A 20,726-nucleotide genomic window follows, 5' to 3' on the forward strand; every position below is an offset into this window, starting at 1 on the left:
CTATGGATTTAACTATTTTAGCTATTGAGTCATCCTGTGATGAAACTTCAGCGGCTGTCATTCAAAACGGGAAAGTACTTAACAACATTGTTGCCACACAATCTGTTCACGAACAGTATGGGGGAGTAGTTCCTGAACTTGCCTCCCGCGCACATCAGCAACATATCGTTCCGGTAATAGATCAAGCACTTTCAGGTGCAAAGATACATAAACAGCAATTAAATGCAGTAGCTTTTACGCAAGGACCTGGATTATTAGGTGCTTTATTAGTTGGGAGTAGCTTTGCAAAATCCCTGGCTTCAGCCTTGAACATACCATTAATAGGCGTTAATCACATGCAGGCGCATATTTTGGCTCATTTTATTGATGATCCTAAGCCTAAATTTCCTTTTTTATGTCTGACAGTAAGTGGGGGACATACCCAAATTGTTAAAGTAAATGATTACCTGGAAATGGAAATTTTGGGAGAAACCCAGGATGATGCAGTAGGAGAGGCCTTCGATAAAATTGCCAAAATCATAGGTTTACCGTATCCGGGCGGGCCGATGATAGATCAATATGCCAAAGAAGGGAATCCACATGCTTTTGGTTTTCCTGAAACAGAAATGCAAGGCTTTAACTATTCTTTTAGTGGGATAAAGACAGCTGTGCTTTATTTTCTTCAGCGAGAAACCAAGAAAGACGAGAATTTTGTAAAAAACCACCTTCATGATATTTGTGCCAGTGTACAGCATCGGTTAATTGCTACCCTCTTACAGAAATTACGTAAAGCCTCAAAGCATACAGGTATTAAAGAAATTGCAATTGCTGGTGGCGTATCAGCTAATTCCTATCTCAGGAAAACCCTGGCTGATGAGGGCCGGAACCTTGAGTGGCAGGTATATATTCCTAAATTTGAATATTGTACCGATAATGCTGCCATGATTGCCATGACTGCCCATTTTAAATATTTACAAAATGATTTCTTAGGTATGGATGCATCTCCGCAACCAAGAATGAAATTTTCTGTTTAGGTAGATTAACATGAGAGATATTTTCCAAAGAGGCGATGAAAAGTCCCATTCCTTCATTGTGAAAGAGAAGGATGTTGCTGAGTTTGATGTACAAAAAGTTCATTCTGTTTGTGCTACCTTTACTCTGGCAAAGGAAATAGAATGGTGTACCAGGCTTTTTGTTTTGGACATGCTGGAAATAGGGGAAGAAGGAATAGGAACCAGTCTTAACATTCAACATCGCGCCCCTGCTTTAATAGGAGAAGAAGTGACTATAGTGGGGAAGTTTGAGAGAATTGAAGAGAAAGAAATCCTTTGTAGTTTTGTAGCCAGAGTGAATCAAAGAGTTGTAGCTACCGGAGAAACAGGCCAGAGAATCTTACCCAAAGAAAAAATTGCAGCTATTTTTGAAAAAATTAAAAATAAATAATCCTATTTTGGGTTTATAAATCGTATTAAGCTGACAATATTAAGTGATCAGGATAATTATTAAGTGAGATTATCCATTAGAAGAGAATTATGACCGATAAGAAAAATTTTAGTGCTTCCATATTAGTCAAAAATAAAAAGGCCCGCTATGAATATGAATGGCTTGATACTTATATTACAGGAATAGTCTTACAAGGAACAGAAATTAAGGCAATCCGGTTAAATAAGGTGAATTTACAGGAATCCTATTGCTACATTCATAGAAATGAAGTATTTGTACGTGGCTTACATATAGGACAGTATGAGTTGGGCACACATTATAATCATGAAGAAAAACGTGAAAGGAAACTTTTGCTAAAGAAACAGGAAATTGCTAAAATCAAGAAACGGATGGAAGAGAAAGGCCTTACCCTTATTCCTACAAAATTGTTTCTAAATAGCAGAGGATTGGCTAAGTTGGAAGTCGCGTTGGCAAAAGGTAAGAAAATTCATGATAAGCGTGATAGTATTAAAGACAAGGATATGAAAAGGGAATTGTCGAAGATGAAGTTTTAATATATGATTGAAGAAGGTCAGAAAGGTATTAGTCGTTTAAGTGTAATCCCGGTACGGAAAAGCGGGGCAGATACTGCAGAAATGGTTACTCAACTATTATTTGGAGACCATTATAAGGTATTGGAAGTGAGTGAGAATGGTAAATGGATTAAAATAAAAATCCATTTTGATGGATACGAGGGATGGATTGATGTGAAGCAATTTCATGCTATTACAGATGAATATTTTGATCAAATCAACCATTCAGATTATAAAATATGTACCGATTTAACGGCTTCAATTCTTTATCAGAAAAGCCTTTTACCCGTCACTATTGGAAGCATAATACCTATTAATACCAATGAAATATTTAAAATTGAGGAACACCTGGGGTTTAACGGTGAGGCAAAAAGCTTAAGTGCCAGGAGAGATTTTGAATACTGTAAGTCCATTGGTATGAAATATCTGAATGCGCCATATATGTGGGGAGGAAAGTCACCATTTGGTATAGATTGCTCCGGCTATACCCAAATAGTTTTCAGGATATGTGGCTATCATTTATTCAGGGATGCAAGTGAGCAGGTAAGCCAGGGAAAGTCAGTGGATTCACTTGAAAATTCCAAACCCGGGGATTTGGCTTTCTTTAGAAACGAGGAAAGAAAAGTAGTTCATGTAGGTATTTTGCTGGAGAATCAAACAATTCTTCATGCTTCCGGCAAAGTGAAAATTGAATTAATAGATGAAAATGGTATATTCAATATTGAACAAAAGAGTTATACACATTATTTAACAGATATAAGAAGAATTTTAGCATGAAATAAGCCTTGATAGGGAAGTGGGAAGACTGTATTTTATGCATCATTAAATAAATGTAATGGTCATGAGAATTGGTAGTAAGCGAGCCCTTGTATTGAATCAGGATTATAGCCCCATCACTGTCTGTAATATTCAGAAAGCATTTTTATTGGTTTATTTAAATAAGGCTGAAATTTTAGAAACAGATGATGTTTTTAAATTAAGAACTATTACAAAAGCATTTCCTTTACCATCAGTAATCCGCTTAATTAGTTATGTGAACAGACCCTATAAAGGAGTGATGCTCACGAGGCAAAATGTTTTCAAAAGAGATGCCCATACCTGCCAATATTGTGGTGTTCAGAAAGATCTGACTTTGGATCATTTAATTCCCAGATCTAAAGGAGGGAAGTCTTCGTGGAATAATTTAGTAACAGCATGTAAAAGGTGTAACGCCAGAAAAGGCGATGCAAAACCTGAAGAGAGTGGAATGGTACTTAGAAGAGTACCTTTTAAGCCCAGCTATGTGATGTTTATAAGAGATTTTTCAGGTTCCGTCAGTGAAAACTGGCTCCCTTTTCTTAAGACAAAGGAAATATTGGTAAGGTCGTGATTTCTTAAAAAGGGTGCTCCTGATAAGTGCCTTAAAGCCCCCACACCCAATAATCTACCGACCCACTTGGACAGCACAGGTCAAAAGCTAACTATCATGCCCGCCCTCGTTTTGTGTCCCCACCATAGCCGTTAACTTAAGAAGCGATCTTGAGGTAATTATCTGATTATCAGCAGATTTTTGAATAGAGCATAGGACAGCCCTAGGGCTCATCCCTTCGGTGACTTTTCTTAAGTTTTCTCCCCATAATATTTTCTTTATTTTTAGATAAGGGTCAACTTTTTTGACCCTTATCATTATGTGAATATACGAAATACAGGGGAGAAACACACTAGAAATTAATCAAAAATCATTCGTAAATCGTTATTCTAATCAGATTAAGAGCACTTTTGATGGTTGCCTTTCAGAAGAGGCAATTAATGAAATTGGTAAAACATCAGGCTTTATAGAAAGGGTAAGAAAGCTATCAGCTTTTGAATTCACCAACGCTTTGACCTTCTCTGTAAACAACCAAGCCAATACCAGCTTACCTGACATAGCAGCTGATTTAAACAAGGAATTTGAAATAGATGTCAGTAAGGAGGCACTTCATAAAAAATTTACTCCACAAGCAGTAACCTTCATGGAAGAATTGCTGAAGTTACAGATTGCCAATCAAATCGATCTTTCTATAGACGATAAGCTTAAACAACACTTTAACAGTATTAAAATCAAGGATTCCAGTAAATTTTCATTGCCTTCCATTTATAATGGTGATTACCCAAGCTTCAATAATTTCAGTAAAAAGAACGGGGTGATGAACCTGCAATATGAGTATGACCTTGTGAGCGGTAAATGGACTTCTCTTGAATTGACAAATATTAAAACCAATGATAAAAAAAGTTCCAGGGAAACGGCTCACCTTCTAGAAAAGGGCGATTTATACATCAGGGACCTGGGGTACATTAGTGCAAGTTATTTAAATGCTATTAAAGAAGCCGAAGCTTATTTTCTAAACCGTTTACCTCCCCAAGCCGGACTTTATAATTCAGCAGGAGAGCCTTTAACATGGAAGGGTATTGATCAAAAATTCAGGAAAACAGATGCACAAGCCTTAGATATGGACATGGAAATATTTAACAACCATAGATTAAAGTGTCGTGTGGTATTGTTCAGAGTAAATGATGAGGAATATAAAAGCAGATTAAAACAAGCTGAAAATTCAGCCAAAAGCCGAAAGGTAGGTGTTTCTAAGGATCATAAGATCAGGTGTAGGTACAATGCATTTATCACCAATGTGGGTAGGGATGTGCTATCCATGGGAGACATAAAAAAGACATATCAGCTACGTTGGCAAATTGAACTGGTTTTTAAAACATGGAAGTCGTTTTTTTCAATTAATAAAGTGAAAAAAGTAAAAAAGGAACGTTTAGAATGTCAATTACTGGCCAGGCTGTTATGGGTATTAATTAATTGGCACTTGTTTCAGCTGACAAATCATTATGTGAAAAACAGCTCCCCTGGAAAAGGAGTAAGTATCTTGAAATTCTTTAAAAGGTGCAATAACTTCTCTTATACATTACGGTTGGTGATTTTGAAAAAAATGAATTTGAAAAGGTGGCTTACAGAGGAATTTCTCCCCTTAATTGAAAACACAGAGTGTGAAGCTAAAGGATCTAAACCTACTAGTTATCAGATATTAAACTCATTTTTAACCCACTAAGTTAACGGCTATGGTGTCCCCACAAACGAGCTTAGGTGTAGTTTGCTAAAACGCACCTTTTCAATTAGAAGAAAGTTTTTGAGACACAAACTTTGGTGGCTGTAGAATTTTATCACTTTTTAATCAGACTACAGTAGTTGATAATTTATTTCTTCCTGGGAAATTGAAGAGTGAAAGTTGTACTGATATTGGGAGTGGAACTCACACTTAACTTGCCGTTATGCAACTGCATAATTTGACGGGACAAAGACAAACCAATTCCGGAACCTTCTTTCTTAGTAGTGAAAAAGGGAATAAAGATCCTTTCCAATGCTTCAGGTACTATTCCTTCCCCATTATCTTCCACATTGATGTAGTAGAAATTCTGAGTGGTAATAATAGTAATCGTCAATGTGGGGTTCAAACAATTAACTAAAGCCTCTTTGGCATTTTTAATTAAATTAATAAGAATTAGCTGTACTTGTTCTTCATCAGCCCATAGTTGGATATCTATTTCAGGTAAATTGAGTTGCAATTTGATGCCCCGGTTTTGCAGGTCTTCCTTTAAAAGTTTGGTGACATAGTGAATTAATTGTTGTGCAGAAATAGAGGTGAATTTTGGTGCCGGAATATTAGTGTAATCTCTGTAAGCATTGATGAAATTCACTAGTCCGCGGCTCCTGTTTTCAATAGTTTTTAAGCCTAATTTTATATCTTCATGCGCTTCAATTGGTAATTCATAAGAATTTGGCAGTTTGATTACATCCTCTTCCAAAATATCGTTCATGGAGCTCACCAGAGTGGCAATTGGCGTTACTGAATTCATGATCTCATGCCTTAAAACTTTTGTTAGATTTTGCCAGGCATTTAACTCATTTTGTTGTAGTTCCGAATAAATGTTATGAATGGATACTATCTTCCAATCCTTATTGCCCATTCGTAGTATGGTACTATTCAAAGCCAGTTTGATATCATTATTAACAATAACCAAGTCACTCTTCCCCGGCTTTAGATTGATCAAATGTTCATATAGCCTGGGCTGATTAAATTTGATGTCTGACATGTTTTTGATTTGGGAAGTCAGCAATAATTTTTTGGTCATGCTATTGATCAAACCAATTTCCCCACTTGTGTCAAAAGAAATAATGCCGGTTTGTATATTTTGCAAAATGGTGGAGATCATGATCAGGTGTTGTTCCTTTTCAGCCCTTGTTTCCCGAAATATTTCCAAAACTTCATGAAAGGATTGATTCAACAACTTAAAGGATTTACCTAATTTATTGTCAGCAGAAAACCCTGAAGAAAAATCGGAATAACGGACGGATTCCAAAAAACGGATTACTTTTTTGTTGATGGTATTTACATAGTTGTAGAGCTCAAGGAATTGGAATACTACAACGAAAAAAAGCACGGCAGGCGCCAAAAAATTGGGAGTAGTCTGGAATAAATAGGCCATAAAACTTAGTACGGCAAATATTAATACCAATCGAAAAATCAGGCCAACACTAAATCTTTTAAGTATCAATTGTTTTTGGGTAAGTTTGGAATTGTTATTTAATCATTTGCTTTTTCATTCCCTGGTTATTTTATAAGCCATACTTTTCCAGCCTTCTGTAAAGCGATGAACGAGTCAGTCCGAGTTCCTGTGCCGCCTGTGTGATATTACCAAAGTTTTTATCCAGGGCTTTTCGGATCAGTATTTTCTCAACATCTTCAATGTTCAAATGGTCCAGGTTCACATTGCCGTTCTTCCTATCCTCATGTTGTGTCGACTGGAAGAAAAAATCTTCAGGTTGGAGGATATTATGATTACTCATAATAACGGCTCTTTCAATACTATGCTGCAGTTCACGGATGTTGCCCGGCCAATCGTATCTTATCATTCTGGCCAATGTAGCATCACTGGCTTTATGGATTTCTTTGTTATATTTCTTGCTATAAAATTTTATGTAATGTTCAACAAGCAGAGGAATATCTTCCGGGCGTTCGCGTAAGGCAGGCAATTTTATTTCAATGGTATTGATCCTGTACAAAAGATCCTGACGAAATTTGCCTTCATTTATCATTTCATTAATAGACATATTGGTGGCACTTATCAATCTTATGTCAATATCAATGGCTTTATTGCTTCCTACACGGGTAATTTTTCTGTTTTGTAGTGCAGTGAGTAGCTTGGCTTGTTGTGGCAGGCTGATGTTGCCTATTTCGTCCAGAAACAAAGTGCCATTCTGCGCCACTTCAAAGCGGCCGGCCCTGTCTTCCTTGGCATCTGTAAAAGCGCCTTTTTTATGACCGAATAACTCACTCTCGAATAAACTATCAGTTACCGCCCCTAAATCCACTGTTACAAAAACGGCATCATCCCTAAGGGAGTTTCTGTGAATAGCCCTTGCTATTAATTCTTTACCTGTTCCATTTTCTCCTGTGATGAGTACATTGGCATCTGTTCTTGCCACTCGTTTGATAGTGTCAAATACATGCTGAATGGCATCACTTTTCCCAATGATATCTCTAAACCTTCTATCGATATCAGCATTTAATTGTTTTTGTTGCGATTGTAGTTGCGTTACTTTCTCGCTGGCACTTTTTAATTTGAGTGAAGCATTTAAAGTTGCCAATAATTTATCATTCTCCCATGGCTTCAATACAAAGTCGGTGGCTCCGTGTTTGATTGCTTTTACAGCAGTATTAACATCTCCATAGGCCGTAATGAGGATAACGATGGCTGAAGGATCTATTTCCAGTATTTTGTTGAGCCAATGGTAACCTTCCTGCCCAGTACTTACATCGCGTGTGAAATTCATATCCAGTAAAATGATATCATAGCTATCATTTTGCAGGAGAGTGGGCAACAAATTGGGGTTGCTTTCTATATCAACCCTTTTAAAATGTCTTTTTAAAAAGATTTTAGCAGCGTTGAGTAAGTCAAGGTTGTCATCTACTATAAGTAAAGTGCCCGCTTTTAGGTCGTTCATTGTTAAAAATTTTCAAATTAATAGGCGAATAAATTTGGCATTTATCAATTGGTAGTCAAATCCCATACCGATTTGCTTCGAATGATGCGATTGAATTTTAAAAGTAGCATGAATAATGCTTTCAATAACTTATATCACTGTTTTTTTAAATTTACTATTTTTATTGAATCTTTCAAGCTGTCCGATATCGGACGTTTGTGACCAATGGTGGACGGAAGGTTTTTGGGTGCTGGGTTGTGAGACTCATCCCGATTCCGCTCCGCGGAACCACCCTTCTCTTTTGCAAAGAGAAGGGAATATTAGGAGCAATCTTTATTATTTTGATAATTCTTTTAACTATAATAAATTAAAAGAATAATAAGGATGCTTACGAGGTTCCTCCCTCTATTCTCGGGAGAGAGGGGAAAAATTTATCGCAGATAAATTAGCGGTGAGTTATAGAAATCAAAAGAATAGTATAAATTTAATAATGAATCAACTTGCTTAACAACAATTAAATTGAAAATAAGACCCTACATAGCATCCGACCAGTCAGCCGTTCTTCAATTGTTTGATTTAAATACGCCTCAATATTTTGATGCCGCAGAAAAAGCGGGCTTAATCGATTACCTGGAAAATCATATTGAAGATTACTATGTAGTGGAAGATGAAGGTGAGATTATAGGTGCCGGTGGCATTAATTATGAGCCACAAGCCAAAACAGCCGTGATATCGTGGGATATCATTCACACAAACAAGCACGGAAAGGGGATAGGCAGGAAATTGACTCAACATAGAATTGAGCATATCAATGCTAAGGAGGATTTTGAATTAATTGTGGTAAGGACCTCACAACATACTTACCTGTTTTATGAAAAGATGGGCTTTAAACTGCTGAAGATTAAGAAAGACTATTGGGCAGATGGTTTTGATTTATATGAGATGGAACAGCCGAATAAAGCTTAACTTTTTTTAAAGATTCAATACTTTATGATGAAGCCGCACTCAAGATAGCCAAACATTAAAACTCCTATAACTAAATGAAAATATTATACATTTTACCCCTATTAATACTCTTCTTTGCCTGCACAGGGAAAGAGACCAGCTCTGATAAACAGAATGATAAAACCATTGAGCGTGAAATAGTAGTCACGGAATTTCAAGCAATTATGGACTCAGCAGAGGTGGAGGGAGCCATTTTAATTTACGACTTAGAAGCCGATATATATTATTCGAATGATTTTAAATGGGCTAATAAAGGGCAGTTGCCGGCTTCTACCTTCAAAATAACCAACTCCATTATAGCACTTGAAACAGGGACAGTGGAAAACGACAGTACACTTTTTAAGTGGGACGGAGAAGATAGAAGAATGAAGAATTGGGAACAGGATTTAATTCTCAGGGACGCTTTTCATTTTTCGTGTGTGCCGTGTTACCAGGAAGTAGCCAGGAAAATTGGTGTAGAAAAAATGATTACATATCTTGATACGCTTGAATATGGGAATATGCAGATTGATTCAAAAAATATTGATTTATTTTGGCTTCAGGGAGCATCTCGCATTACTCAATTTGAGCAAATAGACTTTATAAAGCGGTTTTATCAATCTAAACTCCCAATTTCTGAGCGCACGGAGATGATCATGAAAAGAATGATGGTGGTGGAAGTGAATGATCATTACAAATTGAGTGGAAAAACCGGCTGGTCAAGTAGCAACGGAATTAACAATGGTTGGTTTGTGGGATATGTTGAAGCCCAAAACAACACCTACTTTTTTGCTACAAACGTTGAGCCCCAAGCACAATTTGATATGGCCGGGTTTCCGGAGATCAGGAAAGAAGTGACAATGAAGGCGTTTGAGCAGATGGAAATTATTGATTAAATATGTTATGTGACATTTAAAGATCCTGAAACTTAAAAAAGGCGATTCGGCAAAGGGGGTTAATTTGTTTCAGACTTTATGATAAAGCCTATTTTTTCAATCAATTGCTGAAAAAGTTATCGTTTTGGTAACTTTTTTCATTGCATTTGTGTTAAACAGCTTTGATTTGAAAATATTTTCGAGAGGAACATTACGAGATTTCTGGGAAAAACACGGTGACTGTGAGATGCAACTTAAAATTTGGTATCGGGAAACTGAAAAATCGAATTGGAACTCGATAAATGAACTTAAATCTGAATTTCCCAATGCAAGTATTTTACAGGAAAATCGAATTGTATTTAACATTAGAGGTAACAGATACAGACTGATAGTAAAATTTAACTTTGAATATCAACTTGCCTGGATTAGATTTGTTGGAACTCACGCTGAATACGACAGCGCCTACGCTGAAGCTATGGCGTAAGCATAAAATTAACGCAAACGAGATTTAATATGAAAATAAAGCCGATAAGAAATGAAGCTGACTACAAGAAAGCTTTGGAACGTTTAGAAGTGATTTTTGACGCTAGAAGAGGAACTGAGGAAGGTGATGAACTTGAAATTTTATCTATTTTGATTGATAAATATGAAAGCGAACATTTCCCTATTGGAATGCCAGACCCTATATCAGCTATAAATTTTAGGATGGAACAAATGGGTTTAAAACAAAAAGACCTGGTGGAAATGATTGGATTTAAAAGCCGGGTAAGCGAAATAATGAATAAAAAGCGTAAACTGACTCTGGAAATGATCCGGAAATTAAACATCAATTTAAAAATTCCAACAGAAGTTTTAATTCAGGATTATTAATAAAATGCTTTGATAAGCACTAAAGACAATATTTGCTTCAATGTTATTTTTGACCTTATAAACTAAAAAAGCCTCCAATTCCTGAGAGGCTTGAATTCTTTCACTTGATGACGTTGCAATAGAGTAAGAGACTTTATGAAGCATTACAATACAAATATTGTGATTATATTTGAATCCACTAACTGACAAATCTTTTGAACTTCAAGAAATTCTTAGTCAATCATTTACTATCTATGAGGATTTTTATTCTTTTTATAGTAACCAGCACAGCATATGCTCAGGAAGTTGATGAATTAAATCCTACGCTCAGAGAGGCTAATAATATTAATAATAAAGGATATACACTTCTGGAGAGCGGTCATTATAGTAAAGCTATTTTACATTTTCAGGAAGCAATAGCTCTTGACCCATCACAAATCATTTACTATTACAATCTTGCTGATGCCTGTTTAAAGTTAGATGATAATAATTGTGCCCTTGAAGCATATTCTGGGGCAAAGCTGCATCACCCTGATGAAGCAGACCTCTATATGTATACCGCTGACATATATCAGAAACAAAATAAACTTAAAGAAGCTATTTCAGAATATGATAAAGCTATCAATCTTGTGAAAGAGGGTAACCCTTTAAAATATTTATTCTATTTTAATAGGGGTAACAGCTATTTAAAATTAAAAGACTATAAAGCAGCCGTTCTAAATTATACTAGTACATTAAATGAATTCCCTGATCATTATGGAGCATATGCAAACCGGGGAATGGCCTATTATAATTTGAAACGGAAAGCTGAAGCTTGTAACGATTGGATCAAAGCTTCTGAAAATGGATTTAGTACTGCAAAAGAATATATTTCCGCATACTGTAATTAATTTTTAAATGCTCATACGTTTTTCAATTCTACAGCTGGCAAACTCATATCATATTGGCTTGCGCAGAAGTATGCTTGCTTTCCGAATCTGGGAATTCACCTAATTTTCGATTAACATCTGTATTTTTAGGATGTAATTTATAATTAATCTTCTATATTTAGGCAGAAAGTTCATTAGCAACCAAAACCTGTAAATGTTCAGGTGTTTAAGGGTGATTCTATCCGATAGTCAAATAAGGTGTATGCTACCTGATTTGTATAGGGTAGCATACGTTTATTCGGGTACTGATGTCTTATAGTATAGCTTTATTCTTTAACAATCCTTTTTATTGCATATTCTCCATTGGAAATAACTTTCAGGAGGTAAATTCCTTTTTCTAAGGATTTGATATCCAAAGTTAAATTGTCTTTTTCTGCAGTTTGTTTAAGCACAATTTTTCCTTGAGTATTAATCAAGTGAATATTTTGAATTTTAGTCCCATCCATTGAAATCGATAACTTATCTGTTGCAGGAACTGGAAAAGCTTTTAGCTTGGAGCTTAATCTCTCACTTTGAGCGGTAATAAGAGCTGATTCCAGTTCAGCATAATCGGAAGACTCAAATGCATTGAAAGCTTTTATTTTATAATTATATGTTTGAAACAGTTCAATATCTTGATCATTAAAGGTAGTTGTTTCCACTGTGTCTGCAACACCAAACTCACTTTCTGTTCCTGTTAGTTTTAAAACCTCAAAGCCTAGCACTGCTTGATCATATTCCCAAGAGATTGTTATTTGATCGTTTTGAATATTAGTGTTTAACTCATAAGGAACTTCAAGAAATGCTGATTCTGGCGTAGTGTAATTGAAGGTGTTTGAAAATTCTGAAGTAAATATTCCTACTGTAGATTTAGTTTTGTATTCATATTCCTTGTTTAATTCTACTTCATTATCTGTATAATTTAATGATTCTATATTTACTGAGGTAAGCACCTCTGTAAAGTTTTCACTGTCGCTCGATTTATATAAGGTGATGGAATGATCTGTTCCATATTCTTTGGCAGGTACAGGCATAGTTATTTCTGTACCAGCTAAAAAATTAAAATCGAAATTGGCAGAGTTGATTGGCAAGATGCTATCCGTAAGAATAGAAATTTCATCTGTAAACTGTGAATAAAACCCTGAATTTATAGCTCTAATTTTATAAACATAATCTTCTTTAAGGTTTATATTGTCATCAATGAAACTGTAAGTTTCAGCACTTGAGGTATCGATGACAACAAAATTGTCGGCAGCTGATTTCTTGTAAATTTCAAATTGTGGTAGTTTACTATCATTACTATTCCAAGTGATGGAGTTTCCATTTTCAAAATCAAAACTGACGTTAAGATTCTGGGGAGTCAAGGGTGCCGCAATATTCAAAATCCCCATATTAAATAAAGGGAAATCTTCATTTCCTAAGAATGCACCACAAATTAATAATTGATTTTCATTGTAGTTGATTATTTTATTTATGGATGCACCAGCATAATCTCCAGGCGTTATCAAACCATAATCAAAATCAGTATAAACTTGTCCATCTAATCCTATTTTAGCAAATCCTTCTATGGGGTATCCATTAATAGACAAAAACTGCCCACCAACGTATAGTGTCGAATCATTAATAGGCATCATTGTATTAAAGGAATTTTGTGAAGAATTTATACTAGTTTCATCAACTAAAATTCCTTCTGTGTTAAACTGCAATAGTGGCCAATCATTAAATGTTTCTTTATTATAGGAGGAAGCAATAATAGAATTATTAGAAAGAACGGATATGGCAGAAACGCTATACTTCGCAATGTCATTACTGGCCATATAATCAAATACCAGCTCGCCATTAGTATTTAATTCCATTAGAAAGGATTCGTTATTGACCTCTTTTTCACCAGCTATTACAATCGTTTCATTATCCTTTATTGCTATTGCATTTACAGTTGAGTTTGTCTCCAATAGGTTGCTTGCATCAAAATTTAAATCAAGACTACCGTCCAGATTGAGCATTGCAATGGAATGCCTTTCTTCGCCATTCACATAATTGAAATGCCCGGTAACTATTATTTTTTCATTTGCTAGTTCGAGAATATCATTCCCTACTATACCCAATGAAATTGTTTGTAAATTCGCCTCAAAGGATTCATCTAATACACCGGAAGTGCTGATTTTCATTATATTATTTACAGTATTCCCATTAAAGGAATCAAAGCGACCAGTAACTATAACGCTCCCGTCACTTGCTTTTACCAAACTTCTAGGAACACCATCAATACCAGTTCCAATAGCATTAATAAATTCTGTATCAACACTTCCATCAGGATTTATTAATGCAATATTTGATGTTTCAGTATTGTCAATTTTTGTAAATTCCCCTACAATTAAAGTCTTACCATTTTCTAATAGTAGGGCATCATTAATGCTTGCTTTATAACCAATTTGTACGGTGTAATCTTCTACTATATTACCATTAAGGTCTGCTTTGAGTGTTCTATTAAGATCAAGAGTGCCAGAAGAATTAAATTGACCTGCAGTGTAAAAATTCTGCCCATTTAATACTATAGAATTATAATCAAAATAGTATCCTTCTGGAGTGGAAATTGATAAATTTATTTTATTAAAATTTGAGACAAAATTCCCATTAAGATCTACTTTACTTACCAATGCATTAGAGAAACTTGTACGACCATGTAAAATGAAATGATTGTCATTTGTGATTGTTGAGGACACGTTTCCGGTAAAGGTACTTCCTGCTTGACCTTGAAGTGTGAATGAAGGGTCAGATTTACCTGTTTCGTCAATTATAGCATAATTATTTGCATCATTTCCTTGAATACTAGAAAAACTACCTGAAATGAAGTAGCGGCCATCTGTAAGAGGATTGATGTTACTAACCATAGCGTTTCCCCCATTTGATTGATTAATTGCACCAATATCAAAATTCTCATCAATTGTTCCGTCCTCATTTAATAATACGATTGTATTATTTGCCTCACCGTTGAAATTTTCAAAGTCTCCTCCAAAAATAATTTTGTCATTTTCCAGTATTTCAAATGTTATGGATGCAGTGGTGTAGGTACTAGGGCCAGTGGAACCCTGAAAACTGTTATCAAGCTCTCCTGTGGAAGTTAATCTGTACATTGTTTCTGGAAAGTTCGTGGTAAATACTACAATTTTCCCAGTAGATTGTTTTCTAATGTGGTGAACATTATTACAATCACTAAAGGCATTGAAAGTTTGATCAATACTACCATCCATATTGAATCGTATAAGTCCTATTCCGCTCTCGAAATGACCTCCTCCGTATATTTTGTTTATTTCAGCGTCATAGAAGGCAGTAAAAAATTCGCCTTCAGGTAATTCCTCTTCGTCTATTTTAAAATTAGGATCTTTGCTACCATCGGAGTTTACTACCGCTATGTTTGCTGTTTTTTCTCCATTTAAATAGAAAAAATCACCTACAATAATATTTCTTTCTTCAGATATTGGCACTATCTCTTTGATTAAAGAATTTCCTAGAATTGCTGGCTTGAATGTCTCATCAAATACCTGTGATAGTGCTATGTTGGATAGTAACAAATTGGTTGTTAATACCAGTATTAGTTTATAATAATGGTTCATAAATATGTTTTTAATTTTTGGTTGGCTAAACTAAAGTATTTTTATGTGTTTTAGGCAATCATATTTAATTTTTTGATAAATAATTTTATCAAATTAAAGAGATTACGATTACACTTTCTGACGTGCTTTGAAAAGCAAAATGAAATGAGTTCTAATTTTCACACCAGAAAAAAGTGTGTATATCGGACGAATAAGGCCTTTGTATATTATATAAAAAGTAGTGTTATTTTCTTTATTGCTTGCCAGGGTGTAGAGGTAACTGTATCTCTTCAGGATCAAGCCCCATTCCCGTCATGCTCTGCATGGTGGCTGCTTAAAATGACTATATCCTCTTCAACGAACACTCCAAACCACCTTAAACCCAAAATAGCCCCACCCTCCAAATCCAAAATCCCTTCCCCACATCCATAAATTCCCCTTAACTTCTCCCCAAAAACCAAGGCGTCCGCCAGCGGACGTTTGCGTGCTTTTATGAACGTATTGAAATACGGAATAATGTCTTTAAATGGTCTTAAGGCTACTTTTGGCATACTTGGCACAGAGTTGGTAAACGGATAGGCAGATATTAGAATTCAAAAAAAATGGATAAAAAAATTGAGCGGAAAAGGTGGACAGTCAAACGTGTTCTTTTAATTACTTTAGGAGTAGCTGTTTTAAGTTTTATAGTGTTTCAACTGCTTTTTGCAGATAACCGATCCACTTTAAATGTAAACAAAGACCGATTGAGCATAGCTACTGTGAAAATGGGGGAGTACAAAGATTTTATTCCTGTTACCGGTAATGTGGAACCAGGGGGAACCTATTACCTGGATGCCATTGAGGGAGGAATCATAGCTGATATTATCCGTGAATCTGGGGAGATGGTAACTAAGGGCGATACCATTTTAAGCCTCACTAATTCTAACCTTCAACTGGATGTAATGCAACGGGAAACCCAATTGTATGAACAAATCAACAACCTTAGACAGACACGTTTACTGTTGGATCAGAATGATTTGAGCCAGCTGGCCCAATTAGCAGAAATTGATTATCAGTTGAACTTGCTTAAACCTCAATATTACCGCTTTAAAAAGCTTTTTGAAGATGAATTTATTTCAGAAAGGGAGTTTGAGGAAATCAGGGAGCAATATGAGTATAATGTAAAACGTAAGAAACTCACCTATAAAAGCTACAGAAATGACTCCATTGCCAGGGTGATACAGTTAAGGCAGCTCTCCAATTCCGAACAACGCATGCAAAGAAGCCTTGATGCTGTTGGTAGAATTTTGAATAACCTGGTGATCCGGGCACCAAAAGCAGGTCAGTTATCTACTCCACAATTAGAAATCGGTCAATCTATTAACTCCGGTCAGCGCCTTGGGCAAATTGATGAAATGAATAATTACAAAATCAGGGTAGCTGTAGATGAACTATACCTTCCTAGAGTTGATATTGGACAAGTTGGCTCCTTTACTTTTTCAGGAGAAACTTACCAGCTCGTTATCAATAAAATATATCCTACCATAGCCGGAGGAAGATTTGAAGTGGATATGGTGTTCGATGGAGAGAGTCCTGAAGGTATTAAGAGAGGACAAACTGTTCGGATTAAACTGGAATTGGGAGCCACCGAGGAGACTTTATTATTGGCTGTTGGAGGGTTTTATAAAGATACAGGTGGCAATTGGGTTTATATCATTAATCCTGAAAACGAGTCAGAAGCTATTAAAAAACCTATCAGGCTCGGCAGGAAAAATGTGGATTACTATGAAGTACTAGACGGCTTATCCGAAGGAGATAAGGTAATTGTGTCGGGTTATGATAATTATGGAGACAATGAGAAGCTGAGCTTGAAGTAGGGGGCTATTAAATTTGGCAACACCCCCCTAACCCCCCTCAAGGGTGGAAGGCGCACTGATCAAGCTAATTGCTCATAATCTAGCGACACTTTATTAAGCTTGAGATCTATAGAGTAAGAAGATGGTGATAAAGTTTACTGTTTTCTGCTAAATTAAATCGAATAGTCTATCCCCTTTAGGGGATCATAGGGGTGTTGCTTAAGGAGGAATTGAGGTCAGTACCGAAGGTCAGACCGAAATGCCCCGAACCCCCAAGGGGGGCAATGCTATTAAGTTAAGACAATTTTCCTTCTCCCATCGGAGAAGGATGAAAGGTTGAGGTTTGAATAAAAGCTTGACTTAATAGCATTGAGGAGGGAGTATGGGAGTGGAAATTTGTAAGTGCAAAATGATATTAAAGAAATAGAAAAATAATAAATTATTGAAGACTAAATATTGAAATCTGGCATATGTCAACCTAAAAACCTGGCAACATGCCAACTTAATAACTTAAAAAATTAAACACTTTATAAAATATGGATCACGTAATCAAAACAGTCAATTTAAAGAAGCTTTACACCACAGAGGAAGTGGAAACCACTGCTTTAGATGGGATTAATATCGAAATCAAAAAAGGAGAGTTTGTGGCCATCATGGGCCCTTCAGGCTGTGGAAAATCCACTTTACTGAATATCCTGGGCTTGTTGGATAATCCTAACTCAGGGGAATATCACTTTGTGGATCATGAAGTGGCCAAATATTCCGAGAGGCAGAGAGCTCAGTTAAGAAAAGGTTCAATTGGCTTTGTATTTCAGAGCTTTAACCTGATAGATGAGTTGACTGTATTTGAAAATGTAGAGCTTCCTCTATTGTATATGAAAGTGCCTTCTGCGGAGCGTAAACAAAAAGTGGAAGAAGTTTTAACCCGCATGAACATTATGCATAGAAGAAATCATTTTCCGCAACAACTTTCAGGTGGACAGCAACAAAGAGTAGCTATTTCCAGAGCCATAGTGGCCAATCCTGCAGTGATTTTGGCGGATGAGCCAACAGGTAATCTCGATTCTGCCAATGGTGAAGAGGTGATGAAATTATTGGAGCAATTGAATAATGAAGGCACCACCATTGTAATGGTAACACACTCACCGCATGATAGTAATTATGCCCACAGAGTGATCAATTTATTTGACGGTCAGGTAGTTACAGAAAATATAAGAGAGCAGTTTCATGTGTGATAACTGATCAATAAAAATACCTCAAAATTTAAAATTACGGCCATGCTGAAAAATTACATACTCGTTGCTATTCGCAATATTCTCAGGAATAAAACCGTCTCTTTTATCAATGTCTTCGGATTGGCAGTGAGTATGACGGTATGCTTGCTCTTGATCATAATTGTAGCAGATCAATATTCTTATGATAATTTCCATAGCGATTCGGACAGGATCTATAGGGTAATTACAGATCGTGAAAAGCAAAATGATGGAACCTGGAGTACGGCAACCACCGCTTTTCCATTAGCAGCTACTTTACAGGGGCAGCAAGGGATAGAAGAATTAGCATTGGTGAAAAGAAATTTTGAAGGTACTGCCAAATGGCAACAGGCTGAAATTCCATTTCAAGGAATTTTTGGCAATAATGAGGTCTTCAGCATTTTCAATTTCCCTATGAAATCAGGTAATGCTTTTGAAGCCCTTACGCTTCCTAATGCAGTGGTCATAACCAATGAAATGGCGGTTAAATTATTTGGGGACGCTGATCCAATCGGACAAACCATTGAGGTAGAAGAAGTAGGGGAATATCTGGTGACAGGCGTATTGGAAGAATTTCCCGGCAAAACGCATTTTAATTTTGATATGATGGCCTCAGTAAATGGGCTTCCCTTATTAGAAAAAGAAGGGAAACTCTCAGCTTCCTTAACCGACTGGAACTATATTTATGATAATTATATCTATATCAAAACTTCCGAAAACTTCAAAGAAGATGATTTAGCACCTATTCTGAATAAAGCTTCACTCGATAATTACGATGATGAAGGAGATTACAGCTTTCACTTTAAAATACAACCCCTGTCAGAAATTACCTTGGGGCCATTGCTCAGCAATACAATGGGCTTTGGCTTGCCTGCCGTTATTATCTATGTCCTACTGGGTTTAGCCCTTGTCGTTATGCTTTCGGCTTGTTTTAACTATGCCAATTTAACCACAGCCAGGGCCATGAATCGTGCTAAGGAAATAGGGGTAAGAAAAGTTATTGGAGCTGGTAAAAAGCATATCATGGCGCAATTCCTGATGGAGGCCATCATCATTTCCCTCCTTGCTTTTGCTATAGCTGCCCTTTTAGTGGAGTATCTCCATCCATCGCTTAATACTTTGTTTACTTCTTTGGGAGCGCCCATTCGCTTTGATAAAACCAATTATCTATATCTATTTTATGTAGGATTTGCGGCTTTAATCGGCATCATAGCAGGCATTGTTCCGGCAATCTTTTTCTCCTCAACTAATGCTCTGACAGCTCTTAAAAAGTCTATAAACCTCGAAAATTTGGGTAAGAAAATAGGCATTGCACGCTTTAGTATTCGCAAAGTTTTGGTGGTCACGCAGTTTGCTTTCTCCATTTTCTTTGTGGTGACCATTATTACATTATATCAGCAGATGAATATGGTGTTGACGGCTGACCATGGTTTTAAGACAGAGAATATTCTGAATGTGAAATTAGATGGCATGCCTTATGAAACCATTAAAAATGAATTTAATTCCATAGCCAATGTGCAAGCCATTTCGGCTACTACGCACATGCCGGCATTGGGCACCAATAATGGTTTTGAAGTAGATTTACCAAATGAGGAAGAACCCTTATACATGAACTTCCTGGGAGTAGATAATCACTATGTAAACTCCATGGAAATTGAATTATTGGCAGGAAGGAACTTCCCTGAAAACATGCCGAATGAAGAACGCTATATTTTAATTAATGAACGTGCAGTAGAGCGCATCGGATGGGAGAACCCTGAAGAAGCCATTGGTCAACTTTTAACAGTTGATGACAATCAGGTGGAGATCATTGGAGTCCTAAAAGATTTCCATTATGAAAGAATGGATGAAGAAATCGGGCCGATGGCATTAAGATACCAGCCTTCCGAAGTGCGAACCATGATAGTGACTATTAATTCTGAGCAGGATAAAGAAACGCTTGCCCAATTGGAAGCAGGCTGGAAAAAGCATACCAACCGGCCATTTAGCTATAGTTATTTTGAAGATGATCTTAAAGTGAGCTACGGCTACCTTGCCGCTATTCTCGCCATACTGAGTTATGTGACCATGATTGTGGTTTCCCTGGCATGCCTCGGGCTTTTGGGGATGGTTATTTTTCATATTCAGAATAAAACCAAGGAAATCGGTATCAGAAAAACATTGGGCGCAGAAGCCTGGAACATCACCATGACGGTAAGTAAGAGCTTTATGATTTTAATAGGAATTTCCTATTTGATCGCGGGGCCACTGGCTTATTTTGTGAATGTGAGCTGGCTGAAAATGAATGCCTATAAAGTAGATTTTGGGGTAGGAACTATCGCTATTGGCTTTCTTCTGGTTTTGGGGGTAGTAGCCCTCACCATCGGTAGCCAAGTTCATAAAGCCTTAAAAATCAATCCTGTGGAGTCATTGAAGAATGAATAAATATTAA

At 36.4% G+C, this 20,726-nt stretch carries 18 protein-coding genes; 14 read left to right on the forward strand and 4 right to left on the reverse strand.

Going from position 1 to position 20,726, the window contains the following annotated elements; translation table 11 throughout:
- Positions 1-2 precede the first annotated feature (2 nt).
- The 6 genes from tsaD to JKA74_RS14970 all read left to right on the forward strand — a co-directional run bounded on the left by tsaD (position 3) and on the right by JKA74_RS14970 (position 5,065).
- On the forward strand, positions 3-1,013 hold the full coding sequence (gene tsaD / locus JKA74_RS14945) for a tRNA (adenosine(37)-N6)-threonylcarbamoyltransferase complex transferase subunit TsaD (protein WP_201432019.1): 1,011 nt from the start codon (positions 3-5) through the stop codon (positions 1,011-1,013).
- Between the two features lie 10 nt (positions 1,014-1,023).
- Positions 1,024-1,422 carry a thioesterase family protein gene (locus tag JKA74_RS14950; protein WP_201432020.1) on the forward strand — a complete coding sequence of 133 codons (399 nt, stop codon included), beginning with the start codon at positions 1,024-1,026 and terminating at the stop codon, positions 1,420-1,422.
- An 89-nt stretch (positions 1,423-1,511) separates the two neighbouring features.
- Positions 1,512-1,976, forward strand: coding sequence for an SsrA-binding protein SmpB (smpB, locus tag JKA74_RS14955; protein WP_201432021.1), 465 nt, complete (start codon positions 1,512-1,514; stop codon positions 1,974-1,976).
- A gap of 3 nt (positions 1,977-1,979) precedes the next feature.
- Complete coding sequence (locus JKA74_RS14960; RefSeq protein WP_201432022.1) at positions 1,980-2,771, forward strand: C40 family peptidase; 792 nt, start codon at positions 1,980-1,982, stop codon at positions 2,769-2,771.
- Between the two features lie 64 nt (positions 2,772-2,835).
- On the forward strand, positions 2,836-3,363 hold the full coding sequence (locus tag JKA74_RS14965) for an HNH endonuclease (RefSeq protein WP_201432023.1): 528 nt from the start codon (positions 2,836-2,838) through the stop codon (positions 3,361-3,363).
- A 376-nt stretch (positions 3,364-3,739) separates the two neighbouring features.
- Positions 3,740-5,065 carry an IS4 family transposase gene (locus JKA74_RS14970; RefSeq protein WP_317193610.1) on the forward strand — a complete coding sequence of 442 codons (1,326 nt, stop codon included), beginning with the start codon at positions 3,740-3,742 and terminating at the stop codon, positions 5,063-5,065.
- 145 nt (positions 5,066-5,210) lie between these two features.
- Here the strand turns inward: JKA74_RS14970 and JKA74_RS14975 are convergent, their stop codons facing one another.
- Complete coding sequence (locus JKA74_RS14975) at positions 5,211-6,569, reverse strand: sensor histidine kinase (protein WP_236587841.1); 1,359 nt, start codon at positions 6,567-6,569, stop codon at positions 5,211-5,213.
- Positions 6,570-6,630: 61 nt separating this feature from the next.
- Complete coding sequence (locus tag JKA74_RS14980; protein WP_201432025.1) at positions 6,631-8,019, reverse strand: sigma-54-dependent transcriptional regulator; 1,389 nt, start codon at positions 8,017-8,019, stop codon at positions 6,631-6,633.
- Between the two features lie 498 nt (positions 8,020-8,517).
- Between JKA74_RS14980 and JKA74_RS14985 the strand changes: the two genes are divergently transcribed.
- The 5 genes from JKA74_RS14985 to JKA74_RS15005 all read left to right on the forward strand — a co-directional run bounded on the left by JKA74_RS14985 (position 8,518) and on the right by JKA74_RS15005 (position 11,596).
- Complete coding sequence (locus JKA74_RS14985; RefSeq protein WP_201432026.1) at positions 8,518-8,964, forward strand: GNAT family N-acetyltransferase; 447 nt, start codon at positions 8,518-8,520, stop codon at positions 8,962-8,964.
- 74 nt (positions 8,965-9,038) lie between these two features.
- Positions 9,039-9,878 carry a class D beta-lactamase gene (gene blaOXA, locus JKA74_RS14990; RefSeq protein ID WP_201432027.1) on the forward strand — a complete coding sequence of 280 codons (840 nt, stop codon included), beginning with the start codon at positions 9,039-9,041 and terminating at the stop codon, positions 9,876-9,878.
- Positions 9,879-10,044: 166 nt separating this feature from the next.
- Positions 10,045-10,341: a type II toxin-antitoxin system HigB family toxin gene (locus JKA74_RS14995; RefSeq protein ID WP_201432097.1), complete on the forward strand. Its 297-nt coding sequence runs from the start codon at positions 10,045-10,047 to the stop codon at positions 10,339-10,341.
- A 29-nt stretch (positions 10,342-10,370) separates the two neighbouring features.
- Positions 10,371-10,727, forward strand: coding sequence for a helix-turn-helix domain-containing protein (locus JKA74_RS15000; protein ID WP_201432028.1), 357 nt, complete (start codon positions 10,371-10,373; stop codon positions 10,725-10,727).
- 194 nt (positions 10,728-10,921) lie between these two features.
- Entirely contained in the window at positions 10,922-11,596 is a 675-nt protein-coding gene (locus tag JKA74_RS15005) for a tetratricopeptide repeat protein (RefSeq protein WP_201432029.1), read from the forward strand.
- Between the two features lie 305 nt (positions 11,597-11,901).
- Here the strand turns inward: JKA74_RS15005 and JKA74_RS15010 are convergent, their stop codons facing one another.
- Both JKA74_RS15010 and JKA74_RS15015 read right to left on the reverse strand, forming a co-directional pair.
- On the reverse strand, positions 11,902-15,228 hold the full coding sequence (locus tag JKA74_RS15010; RefSeq protein WP_201432030.1) for a T9SS type A sorting domain-containing protein: 3,327 nt from the start codon (positions 15,226-15,228) through the stop codon (positions 11,902-11,904).
- Positions 15,229-15,503: 275 nt separating this feature from the next.
- Positions 15,504-15,758 (reverse strand): hypothetical protein, encoded by a 255-nt coding sequence (locus JKA74_RS15015; protein WP_201432031.1) that lies wholly within the window; start codon positions 15,756-15,758, stop codon positions 15,504-15,506.
- Between the two features lie 51 nt (positions 15,759-15,809).
- On the opposite strand from JKA74_RS15015, the gene JKA74_RS15020 reads away from it, so the two are divergent.
- The 3 genes from JKA74_RS15020 (at position 15,810) to JKA74_RS15030 (ending at position 20,719) form a co-directional block, all read left to right on the forward strand.
- Positions 15,810-17,063: an efflux RND transporter periplasmic adaptor subunit gene (locus JKA74_RS15020; protein WP_201432032.1), complete on the forward strand. Its 1,254-nt coding sequence runs from the start codon at positions 15,810-15,812 to the stop codon at positions 17,061-17,063.
- A 515-nt stretch (positions 17,064-17,578) separates the two neighbouring features.
- On the forward strand, positions 17,579-18,277 hold the full coding sequence (locus tag JKA74_RS15025; protein WP_201432033.1) for an ABC transporter ATP-binding protein: 699 nt from the start codon (positions 17,579-17,581) through the stop codon (positions 18,275-18,277).
- Positions 18,278-18,319: 42 nt separating this feature from the next.
- Positions 18,320-20,719 carry an ABC transporter permease gene (locus tag JKA74_RS15030; protein WP_201432034.1) on the forward strand — a complete coding sequence of 800 codons (2,400 nt, stop codon included), beginning with the start codon at positions 18,320-18,322 and terminating at the stop codon, positions 20,717-20,719.
- The last annotated feature ends 7 nt before the right edge of the window (positions 20,720-20,726 follow it).

Source organism: Marivirga aurantiaca, from assembly GCF_016679925.1.
GTDB classification, from domain to species: Bacteria; Bacteroidota; Bacteroidia; order Cytophagales; family Cyclobacteriaceae; genus Marivirga; species Marivirga aurantiaca.